Source organism: Reinekea sp. G2M2-21 (genome assembly GCF_015687175.1).
Lineage (GTDB): Bacteria > Pseudomonadota > Gammaproteobacteria > Pseudomonadales > Natronospirillaceae > Reinekea.
In genome coordinates this window covers 569,231-593,230 of sequence record NZ_JADPQG010000001.1, presented here as the reverse complement: position 1 = coordinate 593,230, position 24,000 = coordinate 569,231, and the positions used below count along the sequence as shown (strand labels likewise).

27 protein-coding genes and 2 tRNA genes are annotated in these 24,000 nt (G+C 49.0%); 4 read left to right on the top strand and 25 right to left on the bottom strand.

The features are described from left to right. Positions 1-74: 74 nt before the first annotated feature. Complete coding sequence (locus IYN85_RS02785) at positions 75-722, bottom strand: vWA domain-containing protein (protein ID WP_196157312.1); 648 nt, start codon at positions 720-722, stop codon at positions 75-77. Continuing rightward, positions 722-2,170 (bottom strand): hypothetical protein, encoded by a 1,449-nt coding sequence (locus IYN85_RS02780; RefSeq protein WP_196157311.1) that lies wholly within the window; start codon positions 2,168-2,170, stop codon positions 722-724. Before IYN85_RS02780 ends, IYN85_RS02785 begins: the two co-directional genes overlap by 1 nt. A gap of 224 nt (positions 2,171-2,394) precedes the next feature. Here IYN85_RS02780 and IYN85_RS02775 point away from each other — a divergent pair, with 224 nt between their 5' ends. After that, the gene (locus IYN85_RS02775) at positions 2,395-3,786 is read left to right on the top strand and encodes a hypothetical protein (protein ID WP_196157310.1); all 1,392 of its coding nucleotides are present in this window, start codon (positions 2,395-2,397) and stop codon (positions 3,784-3,786) included. Positions 3,787-3,945: 159 nt separating this feature from the next. Here IYN85_RS02775 and IYN85_RS02770 read toward each other — a convergent pair whose 3' ends face one another. Continuing rightward, positions 3,946-5,358 (bottom strand): NAD(P)H-hydrate dehydratase, encoded by a 1,413-nt coding sequence (locus tag IYN85_RS02770; RefSeq protein ID WP_196157309.1) that lies wholly within the window; start codon positions 5,356-5,358, stop codon positions 3,946-3,948. A 138-nt stretch (positions 5,359-5,496) separates the two neighbouring features. Between IYN85_RS02770 and IYN85_RS02765 the strand changes: the two genes are divergently transcribed. Then, positions 5,497-5,931, top strand: a complete 435-nt coding sequence (locus IYN85_RS02765) for a BLUF domain-containing protein (protein WP_196157308.1) — start codon at positions 5,497-5,499, stop codon at positions 5,929-5,931. A 51-nt stretch (positions 5,932-5,982) separates the two neighbouring features. Here IYN85_RS02765 and IYN85_RS02760 read toward each other — a convergent pair whose 3' ends face one another. From IYN85_RS02760 to dapA, 5 genes are all read right to left on the bottom strand, one after another. After that, positions 5,983-6,813 (bottom strand): TIGR04219 family outer membrane beta-barrel protein, encoded by an 831-nt coding sequence (locus IYN85_RS02760; RefSeq protein WP_196157307.1) that lies wholly within the window; start codon positions 6,811-6,813, stop codon positions 5,983-5,985. Between the two features lie 119 nt (positions 6,814-6,932). Next, a complete protein-coding gene (gene purC, locus IYN85_RS02755; RefSeq protein ID WP_196157306.1) occupies positions 6,933-7,643 on the bottom strand; it encodes a phosphoribosylaminoimidazolesuccinocarboxamide synthase in 711 nt (236 codons plus the stop codon). Positions 7,644-7,686: 43 nt separating this feature from the next. Continuing rightward, entirely contained in the window at positions 7,687-8,454 is a 768-nt protein-coding gene (locus IYN85_RS02750; RefSeq protein ID WP_196157305.1) for an MBL fold metallo-hydrolase, read from the bottom strand. A gap of 1 nt (position 8,455) precedes the next feature. After that, the gene (locus IYN85_RS02745; RefSeq protein ID WP_196157304.1) at positions 8,456-9,013 is read right to left on the bottom strand and encodes a hypothetical protein; all 558 of its coding nucleotides are present in this window, start codon (positions 9,011-9,013) and stop codon (positions 8,456-8,458) included. 3 nt (positions 9,014-9,016) lie between these two features. Further along, positions 9,017-9,892 (bottom strand): 4-hydroxy-tetrahydrodipicolinate synthase, encoded by an 876-nt coding sequence (gene dapA, locus IYN85_RS02740; protein WP_196157303.1) that lies wholly within the window; start codon positions 9,890-9,892, stop codon positions 9,017-9,019. A 154-nt stretch (positions 9,893-10,046) separates the two neighbouring features. Between dapA and IYN85_RS02735 the strand changes: the two genes are divergently transcribed. Next, positions 10,047-10,535 (top strand): peroxiredoxin, encoded by a 489-nt coding sequence (locus tag IYN85_RS02735; RefSeq protein WP_196157302.1) that lies wholly within the window; start codon positions 10,047-10,049, stop codon positions 10,533-10,535. Between the two features lie 75 nt (positions 10,536-10,610). Here the strand turns inward: IYN85_RS02735 and IYN85_RS02730 are convergent, their stop codons facing one another. After that, on the bottom strand, positions 10,611-11,714 hold the full coding sequence (locus tag IYN85_RS02730; RefSeq protein ID WP_230390444.1) for an AI-2E family transporter: 1,104 nt from the start codon (positions 11,712-11,714) through the stop codon (positions 10,611-10,613). Beyond that, positions 11,711-11,944: a sulfurtransferase TusA family protein gene (locus IYN85_RS02725; protein ID WP_196157301.1), complete on the bottom strand. Its 234-nt coding sequence runs from the start codon at positions 11,942-11,944 to the stop codon at positions 11,711-11,713. The genes IYN85_RS02730 and IYN85_RS02725 overlap by 4 nt, the downstream gene beginning before the upstream one ends. A gap of 93 nt (positions 11,945-12,037) precedes the next feature. On the opposite strand from IYN85_RS02725, the gene IYN85_RS02720 reads away from it, so the two are divergent. After that, positions 12,038-13,309 (top strand): M48 family metallopeptidase, encoded by a 1,272-nt coding sequence (locus tag IYN85_RS02720; protein ID WP_196157300.1) that lies wholly within the window; start codon positions 12,038-12,040, stop codon positions 13,307-13,309. Here the strand turns inward: IYN85_RS02720 and nadA are convergent. From nadA to IYN85_RS02645, 15 genes are all read right to left on the bottom strand, one after another. Then, positions 13,291-14,271: a quinolinate synthase NadA gene (gene nadA, locus IYN85_RS02715; protein WP_230390572.1), complete on the bottom strand. Its 981-nt coding sequence runs from the start codon at positions 14,269-14,271 to the stop codon at positions 13,291-13,293. The genes IYN85_RS02720 and nadA overlap by 19 nt on opposite strands. A 203-nt stretch (positions 14,272-14,474) precedes the next feature. Further along, positions 14,475-14,550: transfer RNA gene (locus tag IYN85_RS02710), tRNA-Lys, on the bottom strand. 32 nt (positions 14,551-14,582) lie between these two features. Next, positions 14,583-14,658: transfer RNA gene (locus IYN85_RS02705), tRNA-Lys, on the bottom strand. A 121-nt stretch (positions 14,659-14,779) separates the two neighbouring features. After that, a complete protein-coding gene (queC, locus tag IYN85_RS02700) occupies positions 14,780-15,460 on the bottom strand; it encodes a 7-cyano-7-deazaguanine synthase QueC (RefSeq protein ID WP_196157298.1) in 681 nt (226 codons plus the stop codon). A 48-nt stretch (positions 15,461-15,508) separates the two neighbouring features. Then, a complete protein-coding gene (ybgF, locus tag IYN85_RS02695; RefSeq protein WP_196157297.1) occupies positions 15,509-16,282 on the bottom strand; it encodes a tol-pal system protein YbgF in 774 nt (257 codons plus the stop codon). Positions 16,283-16,292: 10 nt separating this feature from the next. Beyond that, positions 16,293-16,856, bottom strand: a complete 564-nt coding sequence (gene pal / locus IYN85_RS26315; protein WP_196157296.1) for a peptidoglycan-associated lipoprotein Pal — start codon at positions 16,854-16,856, stop codon at positions 16,293-16,295. 89 nt (positions 16,857-16,945) lie between these two features. After that, positions 16,946-18,250, bottom strand: coding sequence for a Tol-Pal system beta propeller repeat protein TolB (tolB, locus tag IYN85_RS02685; RefSeq protein WP_196157295.1), 1,305 nt, complete (start codon positions 18,248-18,250; stop codon positions 16,946-16,948). After that, positions 18,247-19,098: a cell envelope integrity protein TolA gene (locus IYN85_RS02680; RefSeq protein WP_196157294.1), complete on the bottom strand. Its 852-nt coding sequence runs from the start codon at positions 19,096-19,098 to the stop codon at positions 18,247-18,249. The genes tolB and IYN85_RS02680 overlap by 4 nt, the downstream gene beginning before the upstream one ends. Next, the gene (tolR, locus tag IYN85_RS02675) at positions 19,091-19,516 is read right to left on the bottom strand and encodes a protein TolR (protein WP_230390442.1); all 426 of its coding nucleotides are present in this window, start codon (positions 19,514-19,516) and stop codon (positions 19,091-19,093) included. The genes IYN85_RS02680 and tolR overlap by 8 nt, the downstream gene beginning before the upstream one ends. Positions 19,517-19,518: 2 nt before the next feature. Further along, a complete protein-coding gene (tolQ, locus tag IYN85_RS02670; RefSeq protein WP_196157293.1) occupies positions 19,519-20,220 on the bottom strand; it encodes a protein TolQ in 702 nt (233 codons plus the stop codon). A gap of 151 nt (positions 20,221-20,371) precedes the next feature. Then, positions 20,372-21,385, bottom strand: a complete 1,014-nt coding sequence (ruvB, locus tag IYN85_RS02665; RefSeq protein ID WP_196157292.1) for a Holliday junction branch migration DNA helicase RuvB — start codon at positions 21,383-21,385, stop codon at positions 20,372-20,374. Between the two features lie 9 nt (positions 21,386-21,394). Then, positions 21,395-22,000, bottom strand: coding sequence for a Holliday junction branch migration protein RuvA (ruvA, locus tag IYN85_RS02660; protein ID WP_196157291.1), 606 nt, complete (start codon positions 21,998-22,000; stop codon positions 21,395-21,397). Next, entirely contained in the window at positions 21,997-22,641 is a 645-nt protein-coding gene (locus IYN85_RS02655) for a trimeric intracellular cation channel family protein (protein WP_196157290.1), read from the bottom strand. Before IYN85_RS02655 ends, ruvA begins: the two co-directional genes overlap by 4 nt. Continuing rightward, complete coding sequence (ruvC, locus tag IYN85_RS02650; RefSeq protein ID WP_196157289.1) at positions 22,641-23,162, bottom strand: crossover junction endodeoxyribonuclease RuvC; 522 nt, start codon at positions 23,160-23,162, stop codon at positions 22,641-22,643. The genes IYN85_RS02655 and ruvC overlap by 1 nt, the downstream gene beginning before the upstream one ends. A gap of 14 nt (positions 23,163-23,176) precedes the next feature. Then, positions 23,177-23,899, bottom strand: coding sequence for a YebC/PmpR family DNA-binding transcriptional regulator (locus tag IYN85_RS02645; RefSeq protein WP_196157288.1), 723 nt, complete (start codon positions 23,897-23,899; stop codon positions 23,177-23,179). Between the last annotated feature and the right edge of the window lie 101 nt (positions 23,900-24,000).

Sequence of the window (24,000 nt, the reverse complement as noted above, 5' to 3'; positions counted from 1 at the left end):
TATTTTCAATAAAATCTGCCGGAGTCTACCGACTGACAGCCAACCAAACCAGTAGGTTTACCGGACCCTGACGCTCAGTTCAGTGCCAGCGCTTCGGTACGGTCGAGGTCATTGACGACATGCCAAACGCCTCCGCCAGATTCCACTTTATGTTGCCAATCACCCAAGCGATTCAGGTAAATGGTCGGATCAACATTATCTTCACGCAGTTTCGTCACATTCAGTGCGAACACGTTAAACCCTTCCAGGTCATAGTCAAAATCCCGTTTGTAGCCATCCGGCAACTCTTCGCGAAGGTCTGAATAAACCAGAATATACTTTTGCCCGGCTCCGGTCTCATTCAAAAACTCTACCGCTTGCAGCAAACCTCCGGAAATATCCGTATATTGTGCACTTTCAACCGATTCAACGAAGTTGTTTACCGCGTTGGCAAACTCTCTTTTCTGAGCGTTCATCTGGCTGGGACGGCCATCAAAGGTGACTTTCGCAATGATGTCCTTTTCGCTGAAGCTGCCACTGTCGATGCGCGCAACCGCAAAAGAGTCCCCTGCGGTGAGAGTACCAAGATAATAATTGATAATCTGCTGTGCTTTTTTCAACTCTTCTGTATAAGTACCCGATGTATCCAACAGCAGATACACACCGCGGTAAGGGTTTGCCTGCTCACTGCTGCAAGAGACCAACACCAGTGTCAAAAAGATGGACCATAAAATACGCTTCATCATACTTCCTTAGCCAGTTTGGTTTTGGTGTCTGTGTCGGGTTGTTTTTCCGTTCTGCCGGACAACTTATGTTCGATCCATAACGGAATGCTGACGATAATGTCATACAGTGCTAACAGAATATCGGTGGTATAGCGCAACGCCGTCGCCAGCAAGCGCATGACCAAAATAACCACATGCAGTAGCTGAATTGCGAGGTCAGCCAGCAATATCCGGCCACTTTCCACAAACGTTTCAAAAGGAATCGCGACAAATATCAGGACAAACGGCAGCAGAAAGCCCAACAACATCTGAGCAGCTTGCGGAATAAAGGTAGAAATGGCCGTACTCGACTCAATAGCAACCGATTCCCCTCCAACTAACAGACTTCTCAGCGCGGCATTATCACTCGCGATCTGATCCCGCATGAAAGCAAGACCAGATTCAATGGAAGCAAACACAAAAATAAAGCCAAGCAAGGTCCAGAACAAAATACGGCGCTTGCGCTCATCTAACGTACCAAAAGCCGGAAACATACGCGTAATATGCAGGACTTCCATTAACAGCATACCAATAGCGATTTCGATGAGAACGATCATTAAGGCTGAGACTTCTGCGACCGTGAAAGCGCCAATACGTGAGCCTGCCCCGACCATTTCAGACATCGGTAAGGAAATCAGGTGGAAGTTGAAAAAAGCCCCACCGGCGAAAATCGCCATCCAAAAGACGGACACAGAAAACTCACGCAGGGACGATACGCGCAACATACGCTGAGCTTTGTCTGATCCCGCGTTGATTTCCCGATACTGGTCCATGTTTTTATCAATTTCTTCCGCCTGAATGATCAGGTTTTTCATCGATCCACCGACCCGCTCGACGGCATTATTCAGTTTACGCCACTGCGGCATCATGGCATGCAGCAACTTATGCCGGGCTGACACCCCATCCCGATAGGAATCCAGCGTTTTCTTCTGCTGCCCTTCCAAGCTGGCGTATAGGTCTTCAAGAACTTTCACGATGACCGGATTACCTTTTTGCGCCTCTTTGAGATTAACAATAGCCTCTATGGCTTCAATCCAATCCGGTGACGGAGGCGGCGTTTCGGCGGAGCGGTGATAGTCTTCCTCTAGCTTGGTGACCAATGCCGACATCGTTTTCTGCAGATCGGGGTAGTTGCCTAAATCGTTGGTCACAATTTCATTAACCCGATGAAAATCGCGGTTCAATTTACGTTCCAGCTGTCCTTTACCCATTTCAAGCAAAACCTCCCGGTTGCGTTCCCGCAGGTTCTGAATAACGCGCGCCAAGGCTTTGGCTTGCAATCGCAAAATTGCGGCCGCCAGTCTCGAAATGCGGAACAAGGCTGTATGTACCGCGTTTCGAGCAAAATATAAGAGAATGATGATAAAGATTACCCAGATAAATCCGGTCAATACCGGTTGGCCTTCAATAAAAACCCACCAATCCATAAAAAAGTCTCCTGCTAGCCTGAGTCTGCCAATTCGGCTTAAAACTCAGTCAATAATTGTTAGTTGTTTAAATGAATGTCTGGTGAAAGAGATGACGCAATGCCCGATACAGAACGCTAAGTATTACAGCCATTTCATGCTTTGACTGTTATTGAGTTCAAATAATGACAAAAAAAACCAAAATAGTCGGATTGAACCGGCAAGTTTATTGCTAGAGTTGAAATATGAACAAGTTATTGACGCTATTCCTCGCCTTATATTACACGGTCACAATGATGAGCGGCTGCGGCAATGCGGCCGACTCAGACCCAACCGGCGATGAGACCCCGGCTGTAAGCAGAACCATTGCAGGCACCAGCGCTCTAGGGAGAGCTGGCAGCTGGTCGGCAAACTGCATCGCCGATGTCTGCGCCCGAGCAGATGCGGATGGCAATTATTTACTCGCATCCACGGTAAGTAACAGTTCACTTATGTGGACGGATATACCCGAGGCTGACGGTTCCACCGTGCGCCTTTATAGTCGATACCGACTGGACGAAGCCATAACCACCACCCTAGTGAATATCAACCCCGGAACGCACACTGTTCTGGATATCTGGTCGCGCAGCCAGAAGAACCTTTCTATCGATGCTTGCGCTCAAGACTCAGATTGCGCTGGCAGCGTTTTGGAAGCTTTTTCATCCAGCGTGGAGAGCCAGATTGTCGACCAGCTTGATGCCCTCGCAGGCGATGCTTGGCCACCTGGCCGCAGCCCGTTTGATGATGTCTATGTGGCCGACCCAACCATTGATGCGCTAGACCAGTTATTTGACCATATCCAGTTTGTGGTGACAGAGGATGATGTCATCCTGTTTGACAACAACGGAAATGAACTGACCCGGGCGCCTCTGTCACGCCTTGACCGCTCCGTCAGCCTGGAAGGCTACACATTGTCCAATTCCGATTATCAAAATGCCCTAGGAATCCCTGCCAATGTCCCCAGTCGAAGCGCAATCAGTTTGGCGGCGGTCATCTCACCGAGTCAGCCTACTTATGCGCCAACAACCGTCTCCGTGAATGCCTCCGGCAGTTCCAGTTTGAATGGCGAACTTACGTTCCGCCACGAGCTCACGTTGACTGATGGAACAACACAGTCTTTTGACGGCGCTATAGTCTCCACGACCATCGAACTCAGCGGCCAACAGATTTGGGTGATAACCGCCACCGACCCTACCGGCCTATCCCGGACGCAGGGGTATATCATCCAACTCTGGGCAAATGACACCGATGAACCCGTTTTTGGCGGCGAAGGGAGCTGTATCACACCGGCTTTGGCCATGAATGCAAACACGCAAAACCTTTGCGAAGAAGCGCAAAACGGCTCCACTCTGGGCGAATGCGATATTCTGAACTCGTCATCCGTGATTTTGGAACAATCACCGGCCCCCTGCGCGCACCAGACTCAGAATGACGGTGAATTGCTGGGTGTTTGCACGATTATCAGTAATGAAGTGCGGATTTTTCAGTATGTAAACCCACTACGGCCGAACAATGTTGAGACATTCGAAGAAAAACAGGCAAGAGTCCGCGGTCAATGCACCAATAACTTAGGTGGCACCTGGTCTGCAACACCCTAGTGGTCCGTGTGTGACATGAGATAAGTAAAGCGCAAAACATTCGCGCAGGGGGCAAGGCGGAAAAGTGAAAGCACTATCGTGCTATGTCGAACGTTACCCACGAAGGTATTGGTGCGAATGTGCGAAGGTAAAACAATTTTCCTCATGCCCTTCCAATAATTAGAGAAACGCGCCTAAGCGCTGAATAATGTCGGTCGCTAATACCACTCGACGCGTTTTCGCCAACTCTGCCCCCAAGCTTGCGTGCCAATTAACACCCGTTTTGGCAGCGGCGATTAATGGCATGCCCTGCGCAGCCAAAGCCCCGATTACACCGGCCAGGCAATCGCCCATACCGGGTGTCGCCATCGCCGGATTCCCCGCATGGCAGAAGTTCAGTGTACTATCGTTGGCAATGACAAGTGACCCGGCGCCCTTCAAAACGACCGTTGTCTGAAACTTTTCCTGCAAGGCAAGGACTGCCTTGACCCGATCCCGCTGAACTTGATCAACCGGCCATTTCAATAATGCAGCGGCCTCCCCCTCATGCGGAGTAAGTACCCAGTTGGCTCCATTAAAGGGTAGATCCTGGCCTGCCACCAAGCGCAAGGCGTCCGCATCTAATATACCCCTCGCCTGAGGATGCCCAATCACCTTCTGCAGTAATTGGCTTGCAAAGTCATCTCGGCCAAGTCCAGGACCAATCACAGTTATGCTGTCCGAGAGAGTCGACTCGGTGACATCATCCTGCATCATCAATTCAGGGGCGGTGGCAATTGCAGCTGGAAAGTAAACCGGATCACAACAGACATAAACTCGCCCCGCGCCTGCCTTCAGCGCTGAGGATGCCGAGATAATGGCCGCACCCGCCATGTTCAGACGGCCACCAATCACACGTACGATTCCGTGCTGCGATTTGTACGTATTACCCACTCGAGCGGGTAAAGTGACCTGTGTATCGTAGTACCAAGCAGAATCTACTGGCACTCCTAGTGTATCGAGCGTCAGTTGCCCACACACTGAGGGACCTTGCGCTGTCAGCAACCCCGGCTTCAAGGCAATAAAGGAATGTGTTGCTCGGGCACGGATCGCAACCGGCATTTCAACACCAGTATCGGCATTCAGACCCGAGGGCACATCCACACTATAAGTCGGCAACTCTAAGGCATTCACTCGCTCTATAAGCGCAACCATCGAATCGCTTAAAACGCGCGATAACCCACTGCCAAATAACGCGTCAATCACGCAATGAAACGTCCTGCCAGGTAATTCAGTGTTCTCCTGACCACCGGCGTTTAAAAACAATTCACGGGCTTTGGCGGCATCCAGATGGGCAGCAGGCGGACCCAAAGGGTTAACCAACTGGACCTTGACCCGCTCATCAAGGAGCATTTTGGCAATCAGGTAGCCGTCGCCACCGTTGTTACCACTGCCCACCAACATCAGAACGGGACCAGGGGATATCGCCGGAAGGAATTGGCGCACGAAACTGGTCGCAGCCCTCGCCATCAACGGCCAGGTTTCTCGCCTATGTTGATTTGCCCAGCGTTGCTCAGTGTCCCGGACCTGTTGGCTCAACAATACGGGCTGCATAAGGGCACTCCATTGAAATTGCCGACAATCACCAGCCAAATACTAGCACAGGCGCGAAGACGGATTCCTAATTGATGCTATGCTGATTAATCAGAAACAATGGTGAGCATGAATCCCTAAGACAAAGAGAAAGCCCTCATGAAATTACTTGCTTACAAAAGCAAACCCGCCCCGGGGATCGATATCGACAAAGTGCTGAACGATATTTTTAACAGATCCCGGGGCTATAATTCAGCTCATAACATTCATGGCGTGCTGTTTTTTACGGGCAAGTGTTTCGTGCAAGTTTTAGAAGGTCCATCCGAAGAGCTGACCTCTTTGTTGAAAAAAATCCGCACCGATAAACGCCATACAGATATTACCGTGCTCTATGACACCACGATCGACTCTTACAGCTTGTCTGATTGGAATATGGAACCGCTGAATCTCACCGCCTGTGATTTCCCTTTGCAATCACTTCAGAAAACAATAGAGGCTGTTGCAAGTACACTCAAACTGGACGCAGCGGCCTTTATTTTTCTGCTGACGGATCTACTGAACGAACCTGAATTCAGGCGTGCCCTAAATCAATGACACAAAAAAACCCGCGCACTGGCGGGTTTCTGAATTGGCTTTCAAACCGGCTTAGAAATGCATTGCTGCGCCTAAGAAGAAGCCACTAACACTGACTTCTGACGCCAGGTCTGATGTGTCCATGCCAACGGTGGAATCACCAATTGTCATGTTAAAGCTGCGAAAACCGGCTTCAACTCCCAACTTCACCAGCATATTGGTAGGTAATGGCGCATACCACGTGCCCTTCACATTCCAGTCGGTAAAGTTTGTATCTCCCAGTGGCAATGTACTGATTTCGCCGCCAACTTTAACGCCGACGCCTGGAATGGTTCCAGCAACACTGAGATAGCCCATTGGGATGATCAAAGGTGCACCACTGTCAGATATGGAAAATGGTGCGTCGACAGGGTCCGTTGTGCCAGTCGATTCAGATGCACTAAAGCCACCTAACATGGAGCGAGCGTTAATGCCGAAATCGATATCGACCACAGGAAGAGGCAAGCCAATAGTCAATGCTAAATCCAGATGGGACAGATCCAGCTTTGAAGTAATATCGCCATTCATGGTGAACGTTTCACCAAACACATCCTGACTAACAGAGAAATTGTTCGTACCTTCCAATACCAAAGACTCATATTTAACTTTCACATCAGGCAACAGAGGTACTGACACTTTCGCCCAGCCATAGAAACCATTTTTTGCTTCCTGGTTCAAACCAAAAGATGGAGCACCAGCGTCAACCGTGTCAGAATCCAATACAAACAGGTCGTTTGCAATATTACTGCCTTCACCCATGCCATTCAGGTTATAGCCAGCGCCAGCATCGATCGAAATCAGGACTTTTGCGGAAGCCATCGGCACCGCCAGGGTCATCGCAGCAGCAACAATCCATTTATTCATTTTCATTTCCTCTCTGTTAGGAATTTATAGTAAGTACACCCGGTTAAATGTAGAACCATTCAGCTCACCTTGCAACGCAATACCTGCCAGGGTACACGGTCCGTTCATCTATGGTTCATTCAGAACTCAACACCAATGCGACGACCAACTTCCATATAACTCTCGACGACATTTCCTAAACCCTGACGGAAACGGTCTTTATCCATCTTTTCCATGGTTTTCGCATCCCATAGCCGGCAACCATCGGGCGAGAACTCATCGCCCAGGATAACCCGACCATCAAACACACCGAATTCAAGTTTGTAATCCACCAAAATCAGATCACCTTGTCCGAAGAGCGATTTCAGCACTTCATTCACTTTGAACGTCAGATCTTTCATCTGAGCGATTTGATCTTTACTGGCCCAACCAAAGGTTTCAATATGAAAATCATTCACCATTGGGTCATGCAACGCATCATTTTTCAGGAAGAATTCAAAGATAGGTGGATTCAACTCCTGCCCTTCTTCTACGCCTAATCGTCTGACCAGACTTCCGGCAGCACGGTTACGCACGACACATTCAACCGGCAGCATTTTTAAATTTCGCACCAGCGATTCGTGGTCCGATAAGGTTTTGACAAAGTGGGTTTCAATGCCAGCACCCTGTAATTTCTGCATGACAAAGGCGTTAAACAGATTATTTACCCGACCTTTGTTTGCCAACTGCTCAATTCTTTCCCCATCAAAGGCTGATGTATCGTTACGGAATTCAAGAACCATCAAATCCCGGTCCGCCGTGGTATGAACCGTTTTTGCCTTACCAGCGTAAAGAACGCCTGTTTTTTCCATAGTGAAGCCTCACATTCTGTTTCCGGACTATCTTTGCCTTTGACTAATCGCGGTGGCGCAGCGTAATCCAGTCGCAGCCTTCATTTTGCGTTAATAATTCGACTTTTGTATGGAAACCATCCAATTCGGGTTGGAGAGTGTCCATGGCTAAATTCGGGTCGTTATTCTGCTCACTGATGTGCGAAATCAACACCTGCTTCAATTGCGTTCGGTTAATGCTTCCGAGCAACTGAGCAGCTTGCGCATTACTCAAGTGACCAAAATCACCCCCTACCCGACGTTTTAAACTGGGTGGGTAGGGTCCTTTTTCCAACAACTCAGGATCGTGGTTGCATTCTAACATCAGCAGCTGACATTCGTTATAGGCCTTTTTGACACGATTGGTGATTGAACCTAAATCAGTCAGAATGCCAAAACTCAAGCCATTGTGCCTAAAAATGAACTGGCTTGGTTCAGCACTGTCGTGAGGGACGGTAACGGATTCAATGTCGACGCCGTGCACCTGTAATCGTTGGTTCGGCATCATCACAATACTGGAAGGCACTTCCCGCTTAAAATGCCGAGAAGTACCGTGTGTCGCCCATAGAGGAATGCTGTAACGGTTTGCCAGCATAGGCGCGCCTTTAATGTGGTCTCCATGTTCATGGGTCACAAAAATACCGCTTAACGATTCAGGCGCGATCCCTCTGTTTCTGAGCCGGCCTTCAATTTCTTTCAAGCCAAAGCCGCAGTCTATTAAGAAGGTTTTATCCGCCGCCTGTACCAGTGTCGCATTCCCTTTGCTTCCACTGCCTAAAGAAGCAATCCGCATACTAGCCGTTCGCTTGAAAATGATTCATCAGCTGATTCAGTATTCGGTCAACATCTTTCGTTTCCGGCGCAATATCGTCCTTACCTTCAACCGCAACAACTGTGGAATTACCCCTTGGAATAAGCACAACATTCAACTCTTCACTGGTTTTGAACAGATTGAATAAGCCTTTTCTGGGTTTGTCCATTGCTAATTCAAACCGGTATTCGTCGCGATTTTTGTCAAAGATTGCTATATCGAGCTGATCCATTGCAGATTCCAGCAACTCCCAGGTAGCGCCAGAGGGGCGGTTGAGCAAAAGACTGCGATTGCCAAGGCTATCGCTAACCCAGTCCACTGTTAAAGGCAGATCTGTCGCGACAGATGCCAATGTTTCGAGTTCAGGATAAATGCGCGGTACTTCTGGCGACGTCAGCTCAGCCTGTGCTGGAGCATCTGCAGGTATTGGGTACCAATCTGACGGTGTCGCGACTGGCGCTGTGTAATTCACCAATACCGGCTTGGCTGAACAGCCCGCCAGCAGGACAATAACGAACAACGAAGAGGTAAGGCGTTTCATAGGTTATATGATTCCCGATTCCATCATGGCGGTGGTCACCGCTTCATGAAATTCTTCATCCAGCCAAACCAGAGGTAAGCGGATACCATTCGGTATCAACCCCATCAGATGTAAAGCCCATTTTACCGGCACCGGATTTGCCTCAACGAACAGCTTTTTGTGCAATGGCATTAACGAGTCGTTCAAACGCCGAGCAAGCTCTTCATTACCAGTTGCGGCAGCCGCACACATGCTCGCCATTGCTTTAGGAGACACATTGGCCGTCACGGAGATATCGCCGTGGCCACCCATTAAAATCAATTCCAATGCTGTCGCATCGTCACCACTGTAAACCGCAAAATCGGACGGTACGTTGTCAATCAGAAAACGGGCGCGTTCCAGATCTCCAGTGGCTTCTTTAATGCCCACAATATTGGGGATATCGACTAGTCGCAGAACCGTTTCGGGCAACAAATCGCACGCTGTACGACCTGGCACATTATAAAGGATCTGTGGGATGTCAACCGCTTCGGCAATAGCTTTGAAATGCTGGTACAGTCCTTCTTGTGAAGGCTTATTGTAATAAGGTGTCACTATCAGGGCTGCATCGGCACCAACACGCTTGGCTGCAGAGGTTAAATGTATGGCTTCAGAGGTGGAATTACCGCCCGTTCCGGCGATTATGGGTATTCGTTTGGCACTTTTTTCGACGGTGTACTGAATCACCTTTTCATGTTCGGCCATATCAAGTGTCGCGGACTCACCTGTCGTGCCGACAATAACAATCGCTGCTGTATCATTTTCAATGTGAAATTCAATCAGATTTGCCAGACTGTCCCAATCAATGGTTCCGTCGGTCTGCATCGGTGTAACAAGGGCAACCATACTGCCGGTAATCATAATTCATACTCAATAACACGTTGGCGCAATGGTACTGGCGGCTTTTACCTTGTACAAGACGTAATACTGGCGAATTACAAATTATGGGCCATACTTAAACTTCGTCTGTTCAAATTTCAACCAAACGAAGGAATATCCATCAGGAGGCAAATGTATGATTCGAGAAGGGGACACGGTACCTGACTTTATTGTTCCGGCCACGAGTCACAAAAATGTGCAATTGCGCGCACTGGCAGGGTTTCAAATCATTCTGTATTTTTACCCGAAAGACAACACGCCGGCCTGCACGATCGAAAATCAGGATTTTGCAGCCAACTACCGCCGTTTCAGAGATAAAAACACCCTGGTTTTCGGTGTCAGTCGCGATTCGCTGGACAATCACGAACGCTTCAAAGAGGCGCAGGCTCTGCCATTCGAATTGATTTCGGACGAAAACAGCCGACTTTGTGAATTATTTGGTGTACTCAGAGAAAAAGAGTTTTTTGGCAAGACGATTATCAGCCTGAGTCGCTCGACTTTTCTGATCAACGAAGACGGCATCATGATCAAAGAATGGCGGGATATTGATGTGCGAAACCACGTTCATGAAGTGATTGATTTTATTGAAGCAGGTGCTGGCGTTAAATCGCAAAAAACAGGTTGAGGGCGGAGTGCCACCCTCTACCTCTCCTTTGGTCGCCACACCAAAGTTTAGTGGCGACACACATTACACAGAAAATTACTCTTCTGCCGTTTCCGGCCCCGCCATGGATGCCGTTGCGTTTGGCCACGCGTTAACGATGGCTTTAACCAAGGTAGCCAGAGGTATCGCAAAGAAAATCCCCCAAAATCCCCATAAACCTCCGAAAATGAGCACGGCCACAATAATGGAGACGGGGTGCAGATTGACCGCTTCTGAAAACAGCAGGGGCACCAGAACATTACCGTCCAACATCTGAATCACCAGATAGGCAAACAACACCCAGTAGAGATCTGGGCCAAAACCCCACTGAAACACCCCAATGGCAAAGACCGGTATGGTAATTACGGTAGCCCCAATATAGGGAATGAGCACTGAAAAACCAACTAAAACGCCTAGCAATGCCGCGTAATCCAGCCCCAGCAAAGTGAACGTGATAAAACTGACACCACCCACGATGATGATTTCGATCACCTTGCCGCGAATGTAGTTGGCAATCTGCTGGTTCATCTCCAGGGCAATCTGATTCATCAATCGCCGTTGCGCAGGCAACAAAGATTTAAAATCCGCCCAGAGTCGATCGCGGTCTTTCAGGATGAAAAACACCATCAACGGCACGACAACAACGTAAATGAGCACGCCGATAATACTTGGCAAAGTATTCAGCGAAAATGAAACGACGTTAGGCAACCAGCCAGACAATTGTTGCCCGACCTGACTGAGATCCAGGCTTCCCACCCATTGACTTACTAGTTCATCAGACAAGATATCCGGGTATTTTTCTGGCAACAGTGCAAGCTGGTCCTGGAACAAGCGCATCATTCTAGGCACGTCACTCACCAGGCTGCTGATCTGTTTAATCAACGCTGGAACCAGAATCAACAGAGCAACAAATAAAAACCCGAAAAAGATCAGAAAGACAATGGTCACTGCTAGCCAATGCGGGACTTTATAAGCCTGCAACTTGTCGACCAACGGGGATAACAAGTAAGAAAGTATCACAGCTGCGAATAACGGGGTCAGAATACTGCCAAAAGCGTAAATCAGCGCAATGGCAATCACGAATAACAAAAACAGAATGACGGCTTCTTCATCAGAAAAATATCGATGCAGGAAGTCCGATACCACCCTATAGATTTTCAATCTGAGTCTCCTTTTTGAACAACAAACCAAAACTCGTCGTTTTCGTTTTGCTGTTCAATTAATAAATGGTCAGTCAGCTCAACAAAAGCCGGAATGTCTCGCCAGGAACCCGCGTCCGTTGCGGCAATACCTACTTCGTCACCCACCTCTACCTGCGCTAATGCCTGTTTTAACTTCAGCAAAGGTAACGGGCACCGCAGCTTACGTGCGTCTACTAAAGTTCGCTTCATTGTTTTACACGTCAATTACAAGTTGATTAATTTTACTGAGAAATATCACTATATGATGTTAACCGACATCCATCAGGTCTGCTATCCCGGGTTATGAGAAAGCTAGTTTCGTTATTGTTTATTTGGTCTTTTCCGCTGTCTGTTTTCGCTGCCTTTGGCGACAAACCCGTGAACTGGTCAAGCAGTGAATCGGTTGATTTTCAGGACTATGTTGTGCGGAGCCTGAATCGCCAAAATGCGATTGTCCAAAATTACTGGGCACATTACTGGCTTAATCAACGCTTCCTGAAACTCAATCTTGCCAGCCCTTCGCCCGTTGACTCGACCTTGCCGCTCATTTTGAAGGATCCGACCATCAATGCGTTCGCCATTCCAGGCAATGTCATTGCTATCCATACCGGACTTTGGCGTGCCACCGATAATGAAAGTGAACTGATATCCGTACTGGCGCACGAAATGGCACATATCGCGCTGGATCATTTCAGTCGCCTGACGCAAAAGTCCAATCAGCAAGCATTGACCCTGGCCACGGGCATTTTAGTGTCAATCCTGCTTGCACAGGAAAACCCCGAAGTAGCCAACGCTGCATTGATATCCACCTTTGCCGGCACGGCACAAAGCCGTCTGACCTTCAGCCGCGCAATGGAGGTAGAAGCCGACCAGCTCGCACAAAGCATCATGGCCAATACTCGCTACGACACCGAAGCTGGCCGCGTTTTTTTCCAGAAGCTGGATGACAATGCCAGCTCAGCGTATGAATTTTTAATGACCCATCCGCTCGGCAATACACGTTCTTCCAAGCTTTCCGCCAACACATCGGCCCCGTCAAGCAAACCAGATGAACGACTCTACCTCTTTTTAAAAGCGTACGTTCAGGGTAACAGTGATGTCGCTGATTTGCCGCTGCCGGCTATACAGTCTGATCCTGCAAACCCCGATCTGCACTTTGCGCACGCGATTAAACAGGTCAGCCAAGAATCAGATACTGCCACCAATTCCCAACGATTCAAGAAGATTACTCAGATATTTCCAAGCTTTTTACCGGCACATTTTGAGCTTTTAAATCTGCAAATCAGCCAAGACAGCTCTGCCGTATGCGATACATTCAATCAGCTCAATAACCGTGCGCAGAAAGAATTTTTGACACTGAATGTCATCGAGAACATGAAAAGAGCTGCTGAAAGATGCCAGCATCGGGCAGCGACCTACTACTGGCACGGACAATTTCTGTGGCAATCGGGCCGGGAAGCCGAGGCTATCGCCTTCTTAGGGCGTAGCCTTAAAAATGAAAAGGAAACCAACCAAGCGGCTCTACTAAAAACGTTGCTCAGCCAATTTACCAGCCGTTATGAGCGCTTTAACTGATCCGCAAAGTTCAACATGCGATTCAGCGGCTCTACGGCTTTTGCGATAAGTTCCGCCGGTACCGTTACTTCATTGGCTGGCGCCAGTAATTCCTGCTTTATGCGCTGCAAGTCATTCATGGCCATCCACGGGCAATGTGCGCAGGATCGGCATTGAGCTCCTTGTCCAGCAGTAGGCGCCTCAATGAAGGTCTTCTTTGGCGAGCGTTGCTGCATTTTGTAAAAAATGCCGCGATCGGTAGCGACGATAAATTGTTGATTTGGCATAGACTGAGACGCATCCAGCAACTGGGTTGTAGACCCGACAACATCGGCCAGCGCGATAACAGATTCAGGAGACTCTGGGTGCACCAGAACCGCAGCATCCGGGTACATAGCCTTCATATCTTGCAGCCCTTTTGCGCGGAACTCTTCGTGAACAATACAGCTACCGTTCCACAACAGAACGTCTGCCCCAGTTTGCTTTTGAACATAAGCGCCCAAATGCTGATCCGGCGCCCAGAGGACTTTCTCGCCCCGCCGGTCCAGGTAGTCCACCACATCCAGCGCAATACTGGAGGTGACAACCCAGTCAGCTCGTGCTTTAACGGCCGCACTGGTATTAGCGTAGACAACCACAGTTCGGTCGGGATTCGCGTCACAGAAAGCAGTAAATTCATCCACCGGACACCCCAGGTCCAGAGAACAGGTCGCCTCCAGTGTTGGCATCAACACACGTTTTTCGGGGCTCAGAATCTTAGCGGTCTCACCCATAAACTTAACGCCCGCAACAACGACCGTTTCAGCCTCAACATCGCGACCAAAGCGTGCCATTTCCAGCGAATCACCAATAAAGCCGCCAGACTTTTCCGCTAATGCCTGCACCAGCGGATCGCAGTAATAATGCGCAACCAAGGTCGCATTTTGCGCGTTCAATAGTTCAATGATTTCAGCTTCCAATCTGGCCACTTCTTCGCCAGACATCACTGTTTCACGCTCAGTCAGCGGAACATCAAAATTTATCTTCAAATCTGAAAGCGTTGCGGAATCTGTCATAGAAAGGTTCGACCGTGGTGACCAGCGATACATAATAGCCAGTTTAATGAGGGCATCAATGCCAGTGTTCAACCTTCCGGCATTTCTTACCGACGTAAAAAAGGAGAGCAATGCTCTCCTTTCTAAGAATTTGGTGGGTCGTGTGCGACTCGAACGCACGACCAATTGGTTAAAAGCCAACTGCTCTACCGACTGAGCTAACGACCCAAATTTCCTTCACCCACAACCCTGAAAAAGATTGGTGGGTCGTGTGCGACTCGAACGCACGACCAATTGGTTAAAAGCCAACTGCTCTACCGACTGAGCTAACGACCCGAAGGAGGCGCATATAATATGGAAATTTTGTCGCTTGGCAACCCTTTATTTAAAAAAAATATCGCCAAGTTATTGTTTTTCCAAAGAAATCCGCCACATATTGGGCCAGAGGCGCTTTTCCTCAGGGTTTCGCGGCGTATCGGGTTGGGTCTGCTACACCGGCTTCTTCGAAGCCTTTCTTGCGTAACCGACAGGAATCGCACACACCACACGCTTCACCCTGCTCATTCGCCTGATAACAAGATACGGTCAGGGCGTAATCGACGCCTAATATATGCCCAAGTTGCACTGTCTGAGCCTTTGTCAGGTCTATCAACGGCGTGACAATGGCCACCTTACGACCTTCAACACCGCGTTTTGTGGCCAGATTAGCCAGTGTTTCGAAGGCAGCTATGTATTCCGGACGACAATCCGGATAACCAGAGTAGTCCACCGCGCTAACACCAATAAAAATCGCATCGGCGTCCAGCACTTCAGCCCAGCCCAAGGCGATCGACAAGAACACGGTATTTCTCGCTGGCACATAGGTCGCCGGAATTCCCTCAGATTCGGTCTCAGGTACATCAATGGCGTCATCGGTCAGGGCAGAACCACCAATGTTGCGCAAATTCATGGGCACAATCTTATGCTCTGCAACCTGCTCTTTGGCGGCAATGGCTCGCGCGGCATCCAGTTCAGAGTCATGGCGCTGACCATAATCGAAACTCAGTGCATAGACCTCGTATCCATCTGCTTTTGCTTTTGACAATACGGTCGACGAATCGAGGCCGCCACTTAGCAGAACGACAGCTTTTTTTGTCATGAGAAACTCACTTACGATAACAGTGCCGGGGTTGCCGACACAGGAGATTTAATTGCTTTCCAGGCGCGCTTTGGCCAATTTAGCAGACTGCGTATTCGGGAATTCATTCAGAACCCGCTCAAAATAGCGTTTCGCCAAGGCGACATCCGAGGCCTGTTGCGCGATCACACCAAGCTTATACAGAGAATCTGGCATTTTATCGTGTTCGGGATATTCATTGATGATATTCCCAAAGGCTTGCTTGGCACCGTTCGTATTGCGCTGCACCAGGTATATTTCCCCTATCCAGTACCAGGCGTTTGGGGTTAACGGATGTGCCGGGTATTTTTTGGCAAAAATAGCCAACTGAGATATAGATTCGTCGAACTTTTTATCCAGCATCAGCGCCTTGGCAGCATTGTATTCTGCCAGTATTTCTTCATCGGTTAACGCAGACTGGTCTTCAACGGTTAAGGTGGGCCCACTGGCGACACCCCCACTATTCACTTTGTCCTGCAGCCCTTGAATTCGCTTGTCTAAATCGACATAGCGCTCCTTTTGCTCTTGCTGCATGACCTGAACCTGATACGACAGCTCTTCAATAATGCCACGCTGTTCAGCAACCAGCGCCTGCAAATCTTGCAATTGAAATAAAAGTGACTCGATTAGTGCCGAGTCTGCCGCATTCACCTCTTGTTGCCGATTCAAGGGCACGGCACCCGCGGAGGTTGCGACATGGTCGGCCTGAGATTGAACCACCGGTACTCCGGCCGCGAAAACCGGGTTTATAAACGCAAAAGTGCCGCCCAATAGGGCAGCACTTATCAGAGACTTATTAATCATCAAATATGTCTTACTTGTAAACAATTTCCACACGGCGGTTTTGTGAGTATTCCGCTTCAGTTTTACCGATTGCCAAAGGCTTCTCTTCACCGTAGCTCACAGTATCGATCTGTGCAGCAGAAACACCTTTGATTTGCAGGAAGGTGGCTACTTGCTTAGCACGACGCTCGCCCAGACCCAAGTTGTATTCACGGGTACCGCGCTCATCGGCGTGACCTTCCAATACAACCATTTGGTTAGGGTTCGCTACCAGGAACGCAGCATGGGCGTCCAGCATTTCGACGAACTCAGAGCGGATGTTAGACTGGTCGAAATCGAAATAAACCAAAGTCAGATCCAGCAATTCGTTGTACATGTCGTCCATCGTGTCTTCGATGACGGCCACAGGCTCTACATCTTCAACGACCAGGTCGATTGAATCATCAGTTTCAAGCGTTAGATTGTCTACCGTCTCAACCGTTGGTTCTGTTGTTTCAGAAGCACCTTGATCAGACGTGTCAGTGTTACCACCACATGCAACCAGGACTAAAGCTGAGCTTAAAGCAGCAATTGTTAACAGTTTGGATTTAGCCATTTTCCTATCCCATTTATTCAGGTTTATTGTTTGTTCCGTTACTTTATTCTAAGTCCCGCAATCGTGCCTATCTTGAACTGCTTTTACGATCAGTTCAAGTAGGGAGACCATGCAGGCTCAATTACATCACCAAAGTCTGACTTCATTTGATTCGTGACCTGTCCATCAAGTGATACCCAGGCAAGTACACCTCGGTTCCCTCGTTGAGTCGCATACACCAACATTGTGCCATTTGGTGCAATAGAAGGTGATTCATCAAGATTCGTTTCTGTCAGCACCCGAATATCTCGCGTTGCCAGATCCATGGATGCAATATGGAATCGCCCATCAATAAAGTGTACGAAAACCAGATACTTGCCATCTGAGCTGTAACGAGCTCTCAGGTTTTGCGCTCCTTCAAAGGTTAAGCGTTCTTCTCGCTTCGATGCAAGATCGTATCGGTAAATTTGTGGTCTGCCTCCCTTTTCTGAGGTAAAAACCAGTGATTTTGAGTCAGGAGAGAAGCTCGGCTCGGTATCAATGTAGGTATTGCGGGTAATCCGCTCTGATTTCCCCGACTGAAAATCGTACAAATAAATCTCTGGACTGTTGCGGTAACTCGACACGTAAGCCAGGTACCGGCCGTCAGGCGAGAATGAAGGAGAACTGGTGTAGCCCCGCGCATCCGAAATCGAATTCACCTGTCCACTCTTAAGATCCTGAATAAAAATGGTCCAGCGATCACCAACTTTGTTGGCAAACGCCAACTTGCCACCATCATTTGACCAAGCAACAGAAATAATCGGTTCGTTCGAACGATAAACGGTGCGAGCGCGCTGCCCATCGGCATCGGCTATCTGCAGGCGGTAATCGTATTGATTGTCATTAACGATCTTGCGGGTGACAAAGGCAATGCGTGTGGAGAATATGCCTTTAACACCGGTCATGCGCTCATAGAACAGATCTGACAGTGAATGACCAAAATCCCTTAACTGATGCACACCGATTACCTGAGTCACCCGGACAATACGGCGGTTTTTCACCACATCGTATAAGGCAATTTCCGCTTCAAGCTTGGCATCACCAAAGGGCTTCAGGTGACCAATGATTAAAAATTCCTGGCCGAGCAACCGCCAATCACGGAAAAAGATCCCTTCCTCACTGAACGGCTGACTGAGCATGCGCGCGGCTGGCAATGGCTCAAAACGACCTGTTCGCACCAGGTTATTGGTGATGATGTTTTCCACTTTTTCCGGTAAAAGATCAGAGCCCTCCCAGAAAAATGGCACGATAGCGACCTTGGTTTTTGAGTCATATCCTTTGGTAACCACGATATCCAGATCGGCACTGGCCATTAATGGGAGCAATAAGCAAATAATGGATAGTCCTGCTTTCATTTGTCGAAGTAGGCTCATGGTTTCATTAAATCCTCTGGTCTGAAGGTAATATTCAGTTTACGAAAGCCACCGGCTTCAAAAACTTCACTGTCTTGCGGCACGGTAAAACGGCGAACTTTTTCGATTGCACGCAACACCGATTGATCATAATTTTCATTACCACTAGGTTGCACCACAGTGGCACTCTGCAATTCACCGGTCGGCAGAATCTCAACCGCGACGACCGCTTCGATATTGCTCAAATCCATCAACCGCAATTCCACTGGACGCGACCACTTTTCTTCTACCTGCTGGGTAATGACCACAATGTAATCAGATACTTGCGCCGCTATTTCTGCTTGCCGGATTTGCGATTGTTCAATCGCCTCAATCTGCTCCTGAATCGCGCTGTCTTCAGCAGCCATTTCAGCCAACAAATTTTCGAACAGATCTTCCGCCGGGGCGGTTTCTGGCTTCGTTTCGGTTTGTTTTGGCGTTTCGACAACAGCTGGCTTGGTTTCTGCTGGCTTACTGACATTCACCGTATTCGGTTTTGGCTCAACAGGCTTTGGCAGCACAGGTTTCGCTTCTGTTTTTGGCTGCACAACCGGCTTTGTCTCAGCTTTAGGCTTTGGCTTAGAAACGGTCTCGGGTTTTGGCTGTGGTTTTGGCTGGGTAACGACGGGTTTTTCCTGAACAGGTTTCGGTTTCTCCAACACCACCAACTCAGCTTTTATGCTCTTGGGTATTTCGAACGTTTTCGGCTTACTGTACGAAAAAGACCAGGAACCAATCAGCAACGTAAACACCACCAGGTGGACCGCGACGGCACCAATGATCGGCAGACTTAAATTCTGACCGGTGTCACCCGAGGCCATGTTATTCATCTGGCGCCTCAGTGATCAAGCCAACAGAATTCATTCCCGCAGCCTGCAAACTGGACATAACCTGCATCACACGACCGTAGTTAACGGATTGATCCGCACGTAATAACACGTGCAAGCCCGGCTCAGCACTCAGCACACCCCCGACAAAGGTGGCAATGGATTTATCGTCCACTTCAGCAGGCTTGTCTTCTCCCCGCTCAATATAGGCTTTACCCTCTTTGGTCAATGCAATAATCAGGTGCTGCTGCCGTTCATCAACTTGTAGTGGTGCGGAAGAAACCTTCGGCACATCCACATTAACGCCCTGCACCAGCATAGGGGCTGTCACCATAAAAATAATTAACAGCACGAGCATAACGTCGATATAGGGCACAACGTTCATATCGGAAACAGGTTTTCGCCGGCTGCGCAATTTCATGATCAGTCCTGCTTGCGTTGTTGGCTGGCCAATAAATGGGCCTGACGATGCAAAATGGCAGAGAATTCTTCTGCGAACATTTCCAGATTCGTCATAATTTTATCGCTGCGAGCCGAATAGCGGTTATAGGCAATAACCGCAGGAATGGCGGCAAATAAACCCATTGCTGTCGCAATCAGGGCTTCCGCAATACCCGGAGCAACCGTCGCGAGTGAGACTTGAGTCACCGAAGCCAGTCCCAAAAACGCATTCATGATACCCCATACGGTGCCAAACAAACCGATATAAGGGCTGGTAGACCCGACAGTTGCCATAAACGACAGGTGCGCATCAAGCCTTTCCCCTTCCTTACTGACGGCAACACGCATTGCCCGCTGGCATCCGGCCATAATGCCGTCAGCATCGGTCACATTTTGCTGGCGCATCCTGGAAAATTCTTTGAAACCGGCCCGAAAGACGGCTTCACCGGCGTTGTTGTCTTCTGGATTGGCATTGATCTGCCGATACAGGTGCGCCAGATCGATACCGGACCAGAAACGCTCCTCAAAAGCAGTGAACTTTTTGAGCGTATCGTTCATGACGTTACGGCGCTCAAAAATAAAGACCCAAGTGGCCACTGACAGCCCAACGAGCGTTAACATCACCAGTTTCACAAGGAGGGAGGCATCTACAATGAGTTGCCAGTACGATAGCTGTTCAGCCACAGGAGGGTTCCTACTTCGAGTTATTTTCCCAGTAGGCTAAAGAATAAAACCGTTAAATTCCAGTAACTTAATTCAGGGTCTGTCGACTTTTCAAAGCCTTTTCACTCAGTTACGGCCTGTTAATCTCAGGCCATGGTCTGAACAGGTTTACTCAGTAGTCTTTATTCGGGTTTAAATCAAAATGCAAATATGCCAGATCAGTCACTACGCGCCCCCTCGGTGTACGAATTAAATAGCCCTGCTGAATCAGATAGGGCTCGACCACATCTTCCAGCGTGTCCCGCTCTTCACTGAGCGCTGCGGCAATGTTTTCGATTCCGGCCGGACCACCGCCAAACTTTTCAATCAAGGCTAACATCATGCGACGATCAAGGTGATCAAATCCGGCTTTGTCGACATGCAACATATTCAGCGCGCGATCTGCCACATCCGCATTCACCTTCCCATCAAACTTCACGTCAGCGAAATCGCGAACCCGGCGCAACAAGCGGTTGGCAATACGGGGCGTCCCCCGAGAACGACGCGCTATTTCCTGCGCGCCATGCGCATCGACGCCTACATTCAATTTTTTTGCAGAGCGAGTTACTATCTTGGCCAGATCGTCCGTTGAATAAAACTCGAGGCGTTCAACGATACCAAAGCGATCGCGCAACGGAGATGTCAGTAGACCGGCACGAGTCGTAGCGCCGACCAGCGTAAAGGGTGGCAACTCTAACTTAATACTTCGTGCTGCGGGGCCTTCGCCAATCATAATATCCAGTTGATAATCTTCCATGGCGGGATATAGAACTTCCTCGATATGTGGCGACAAACGATGAATTTCGTCAATAAAAAGAACATCACCCTCTTCAAGATTGGTCAGCATCGCAGCCAGATCGCCCGCCTTTTCCAATACTGGACCGGACGTCGTTTTAATATTTACACCCATTTCATTGGCGATAATATTCGCTAATGTTGTTTTACCCAGCCCTGGAGGTCCAAATATTAAGGTGTGATCCAACGGCTCTTCGCGCTTGCGGGCAGCACCAAGAAAGATTTCCATCTTTTCTTTTACAATAGGCTGACCAATATACTCAGCCAAATTGACTGGACGGATTGCCCGATCATGCTGCACTTCACGTGGCGATTCAATTTCAGGACTGACAAAGCGATCTGTTTCGATCATAACGAACCCTTACATAGCCTTTAGTGCGCTACGGATGATATCTTCTGATGACATGCCATCCAAAGCCACCTGCGTGACCGCCTTAGAAGCCTGAGCGGGCTTATAGCCCAAGGCAATGAGTGCGCTTTCCGCATCCTGCAAAGCATCCACACGCTGCACCCGATCAACTTGAGCTTCCAGTGGCGTGATCAACATAGAGCCCGCGGCCCCCAGTGCGTTAAGCTTATCTTTCATTTCAACAATTAGTCGTTCCGCCGTTTTTTTGCCGACACCTGGAATTTTAACCAACGCGCCCGGATCCTGATCCTGAATAGAGCGGATGAAACGCTCCGTTTCCATACCGCTCAGAATAGCCAATGCCAACTTAGGTCCGACACCACTGATCTTTATCAGCACACGAAACAATGTTCGTTCCTGGTGTGTCGAAAAGCCATACAACACATGTGCATCTTCTCTGACCGCTAGGTGAGTGTGCAAAGTTACAATGTCGCCCACCGCGGGTAACGAAAAAATAGTCGAAAGAGGACACTGCAGCTCATAGCCGAGCCCATGAATATCAACCAATATTTCGGGCGGTTTATTTTCAATCAATGTGCCCTGAATGCGTCCAATCATAATTCCTCCGGGTGGTTTTCTTTGCGATACGAGGCAGTATTCAGAAAACTAGGTAGCGATAAATGCCAACGTATGGCAGCAAAACGAATGAGCATAATCAACAGGAAACCAACCATTATGGAAACCGCTGGACTCAGCTGGTGCACTTGACTCCAGTAAACCCAGACTGCGCCAACGAGCGATGCGGTAGCGTACACATCACGCCGAAAAATAAGCGGAATCTCATTTGCCATGATATCGCGTATAATTCCGCCGAAAATGCCTGACGCCATACCCATCATAACCACAACCAGACCCGGCAACCCCATATTAATAGAAACCTGGGTCCCACTGACTGTAAAAGCAGCCAATCCAATGGCATCCGCATACAACAACATACGAAAAGGTATTCGGACAAATTTCGCCAGCAAAAACATCGCAAACCCGGAGATCAGGGCAACATACGCCAAGGTCAAATCTCGAATCCAGGCCAGCGGCGAGATATCCAGCAACAGATCCCTCAATGTACCCCCACCGAGCGCAGAGACAAATGCCAGCACCAAAACGCCAAACAGGTCAAAACGATTACGTGCAGCCTCAATGGCACCGGCCATTGCGAAGACGACAACGCCGAATAATTCAATCCAATAAAGTAAATGCATCAGACGTATCGCCCACGACGAGAATGAGTAGCGCCGGCAATATTCACCAAACCAGCGAAGGTGTAGCTGTGACACAGAGCAATAGCGAGCGCATCTGCAGCATCTTCCTGCGGCACACCTGGCAGCTTCAACAGAAACTGAACCATGTACCCCATCTGATCTTTGTTGGCGTTTCCGTTTCCAACCACGGCCTGCTTTACTTTGCGAGCCGCGTATTCATGAATATCCAACTTAGCCTGAGTACCCGCAACAATGGCCGCCCCCCTCGCCTGCCCTAACTTCAGGGCGGAATCGGGACCCCGCCCCATAAACACCTGCTCAATAGCCATACAGGCTGGGGCGTACTGTTCGATAATTTCGCTAATACTGCTGTAAATAAGATCCAGTCGCAACGCCAAAGACGGTTCTTTATGCACCCGGATGACGCCACTGGTGACATACTCGATTTTCGCACCCACCTGATTGATGATGCCAAACCCTGTTTTTCGTGATCCCGGGTCAATACCCAAAATGAGTGTCAAAATCTGTGCCCTGATTATGCGTCGTGAAAGGACGCATTAGTGTATACGGATTGAACGTCATCAAGGTCTTCCAGCATATCAATCAGCCTCTGTACCTTTTCAGCGTCATCCCCACTGACTTCCGTTTCCGTCGATGGAATCATAGTCACTTCGCCTTCCGGCTCGTATCCGGCTTCAATAAGCGCGCGCTTTACTGTAACAAACTCTTCGGCGGCGGTGCGAATCTCGAAACTGCCATCGTCATTGGCGATTACATCTTCGGCCCCAGCTTCCAGTGCCACTTCCATCAACGCGTCCTCATCGGCCTGCTCAACAAACAACTGACCCGCATTGGAGAACAGGTAGGCAACTGAACCATCGGTACCTAAATTACCACCCGTCTTGGAAAAAGCGTGCCGAATTTCCCCGACCGTCCTGTTGCGGTTATCTGAGAGACATTTAACATAGATGGCCACCCCGGCGACACCGTAGCCTTCATAGGTCATGGCTTCAAAATTCTCACCATCTCCGGCACCGGCACCACGAGCGATTGCTTTGTCGATAGTATCGCGCTTCATGTTGGCACTGAGTGCTTTATCGACCACGCTGCGCAACGTCGGATTGTCTTCCGGATTCGGTCCACCCGATTTAGCGGCGACCACTAACTCCCGGATAATCTTGGTAAATATTTTTCCACGTTTGGCATCCTGGGCTGCCTTACGGTGACGAATATTTGCCCATTTACTGTGACCTGCCACGTCGTTTCCCCCTTAATAATGCTACAGTTGACGACTCGTTAATGGGTTTCTCCAAAAAAACTGGGAGCACTCGGCTCCCAATTTTATCGTGCACTCATTGG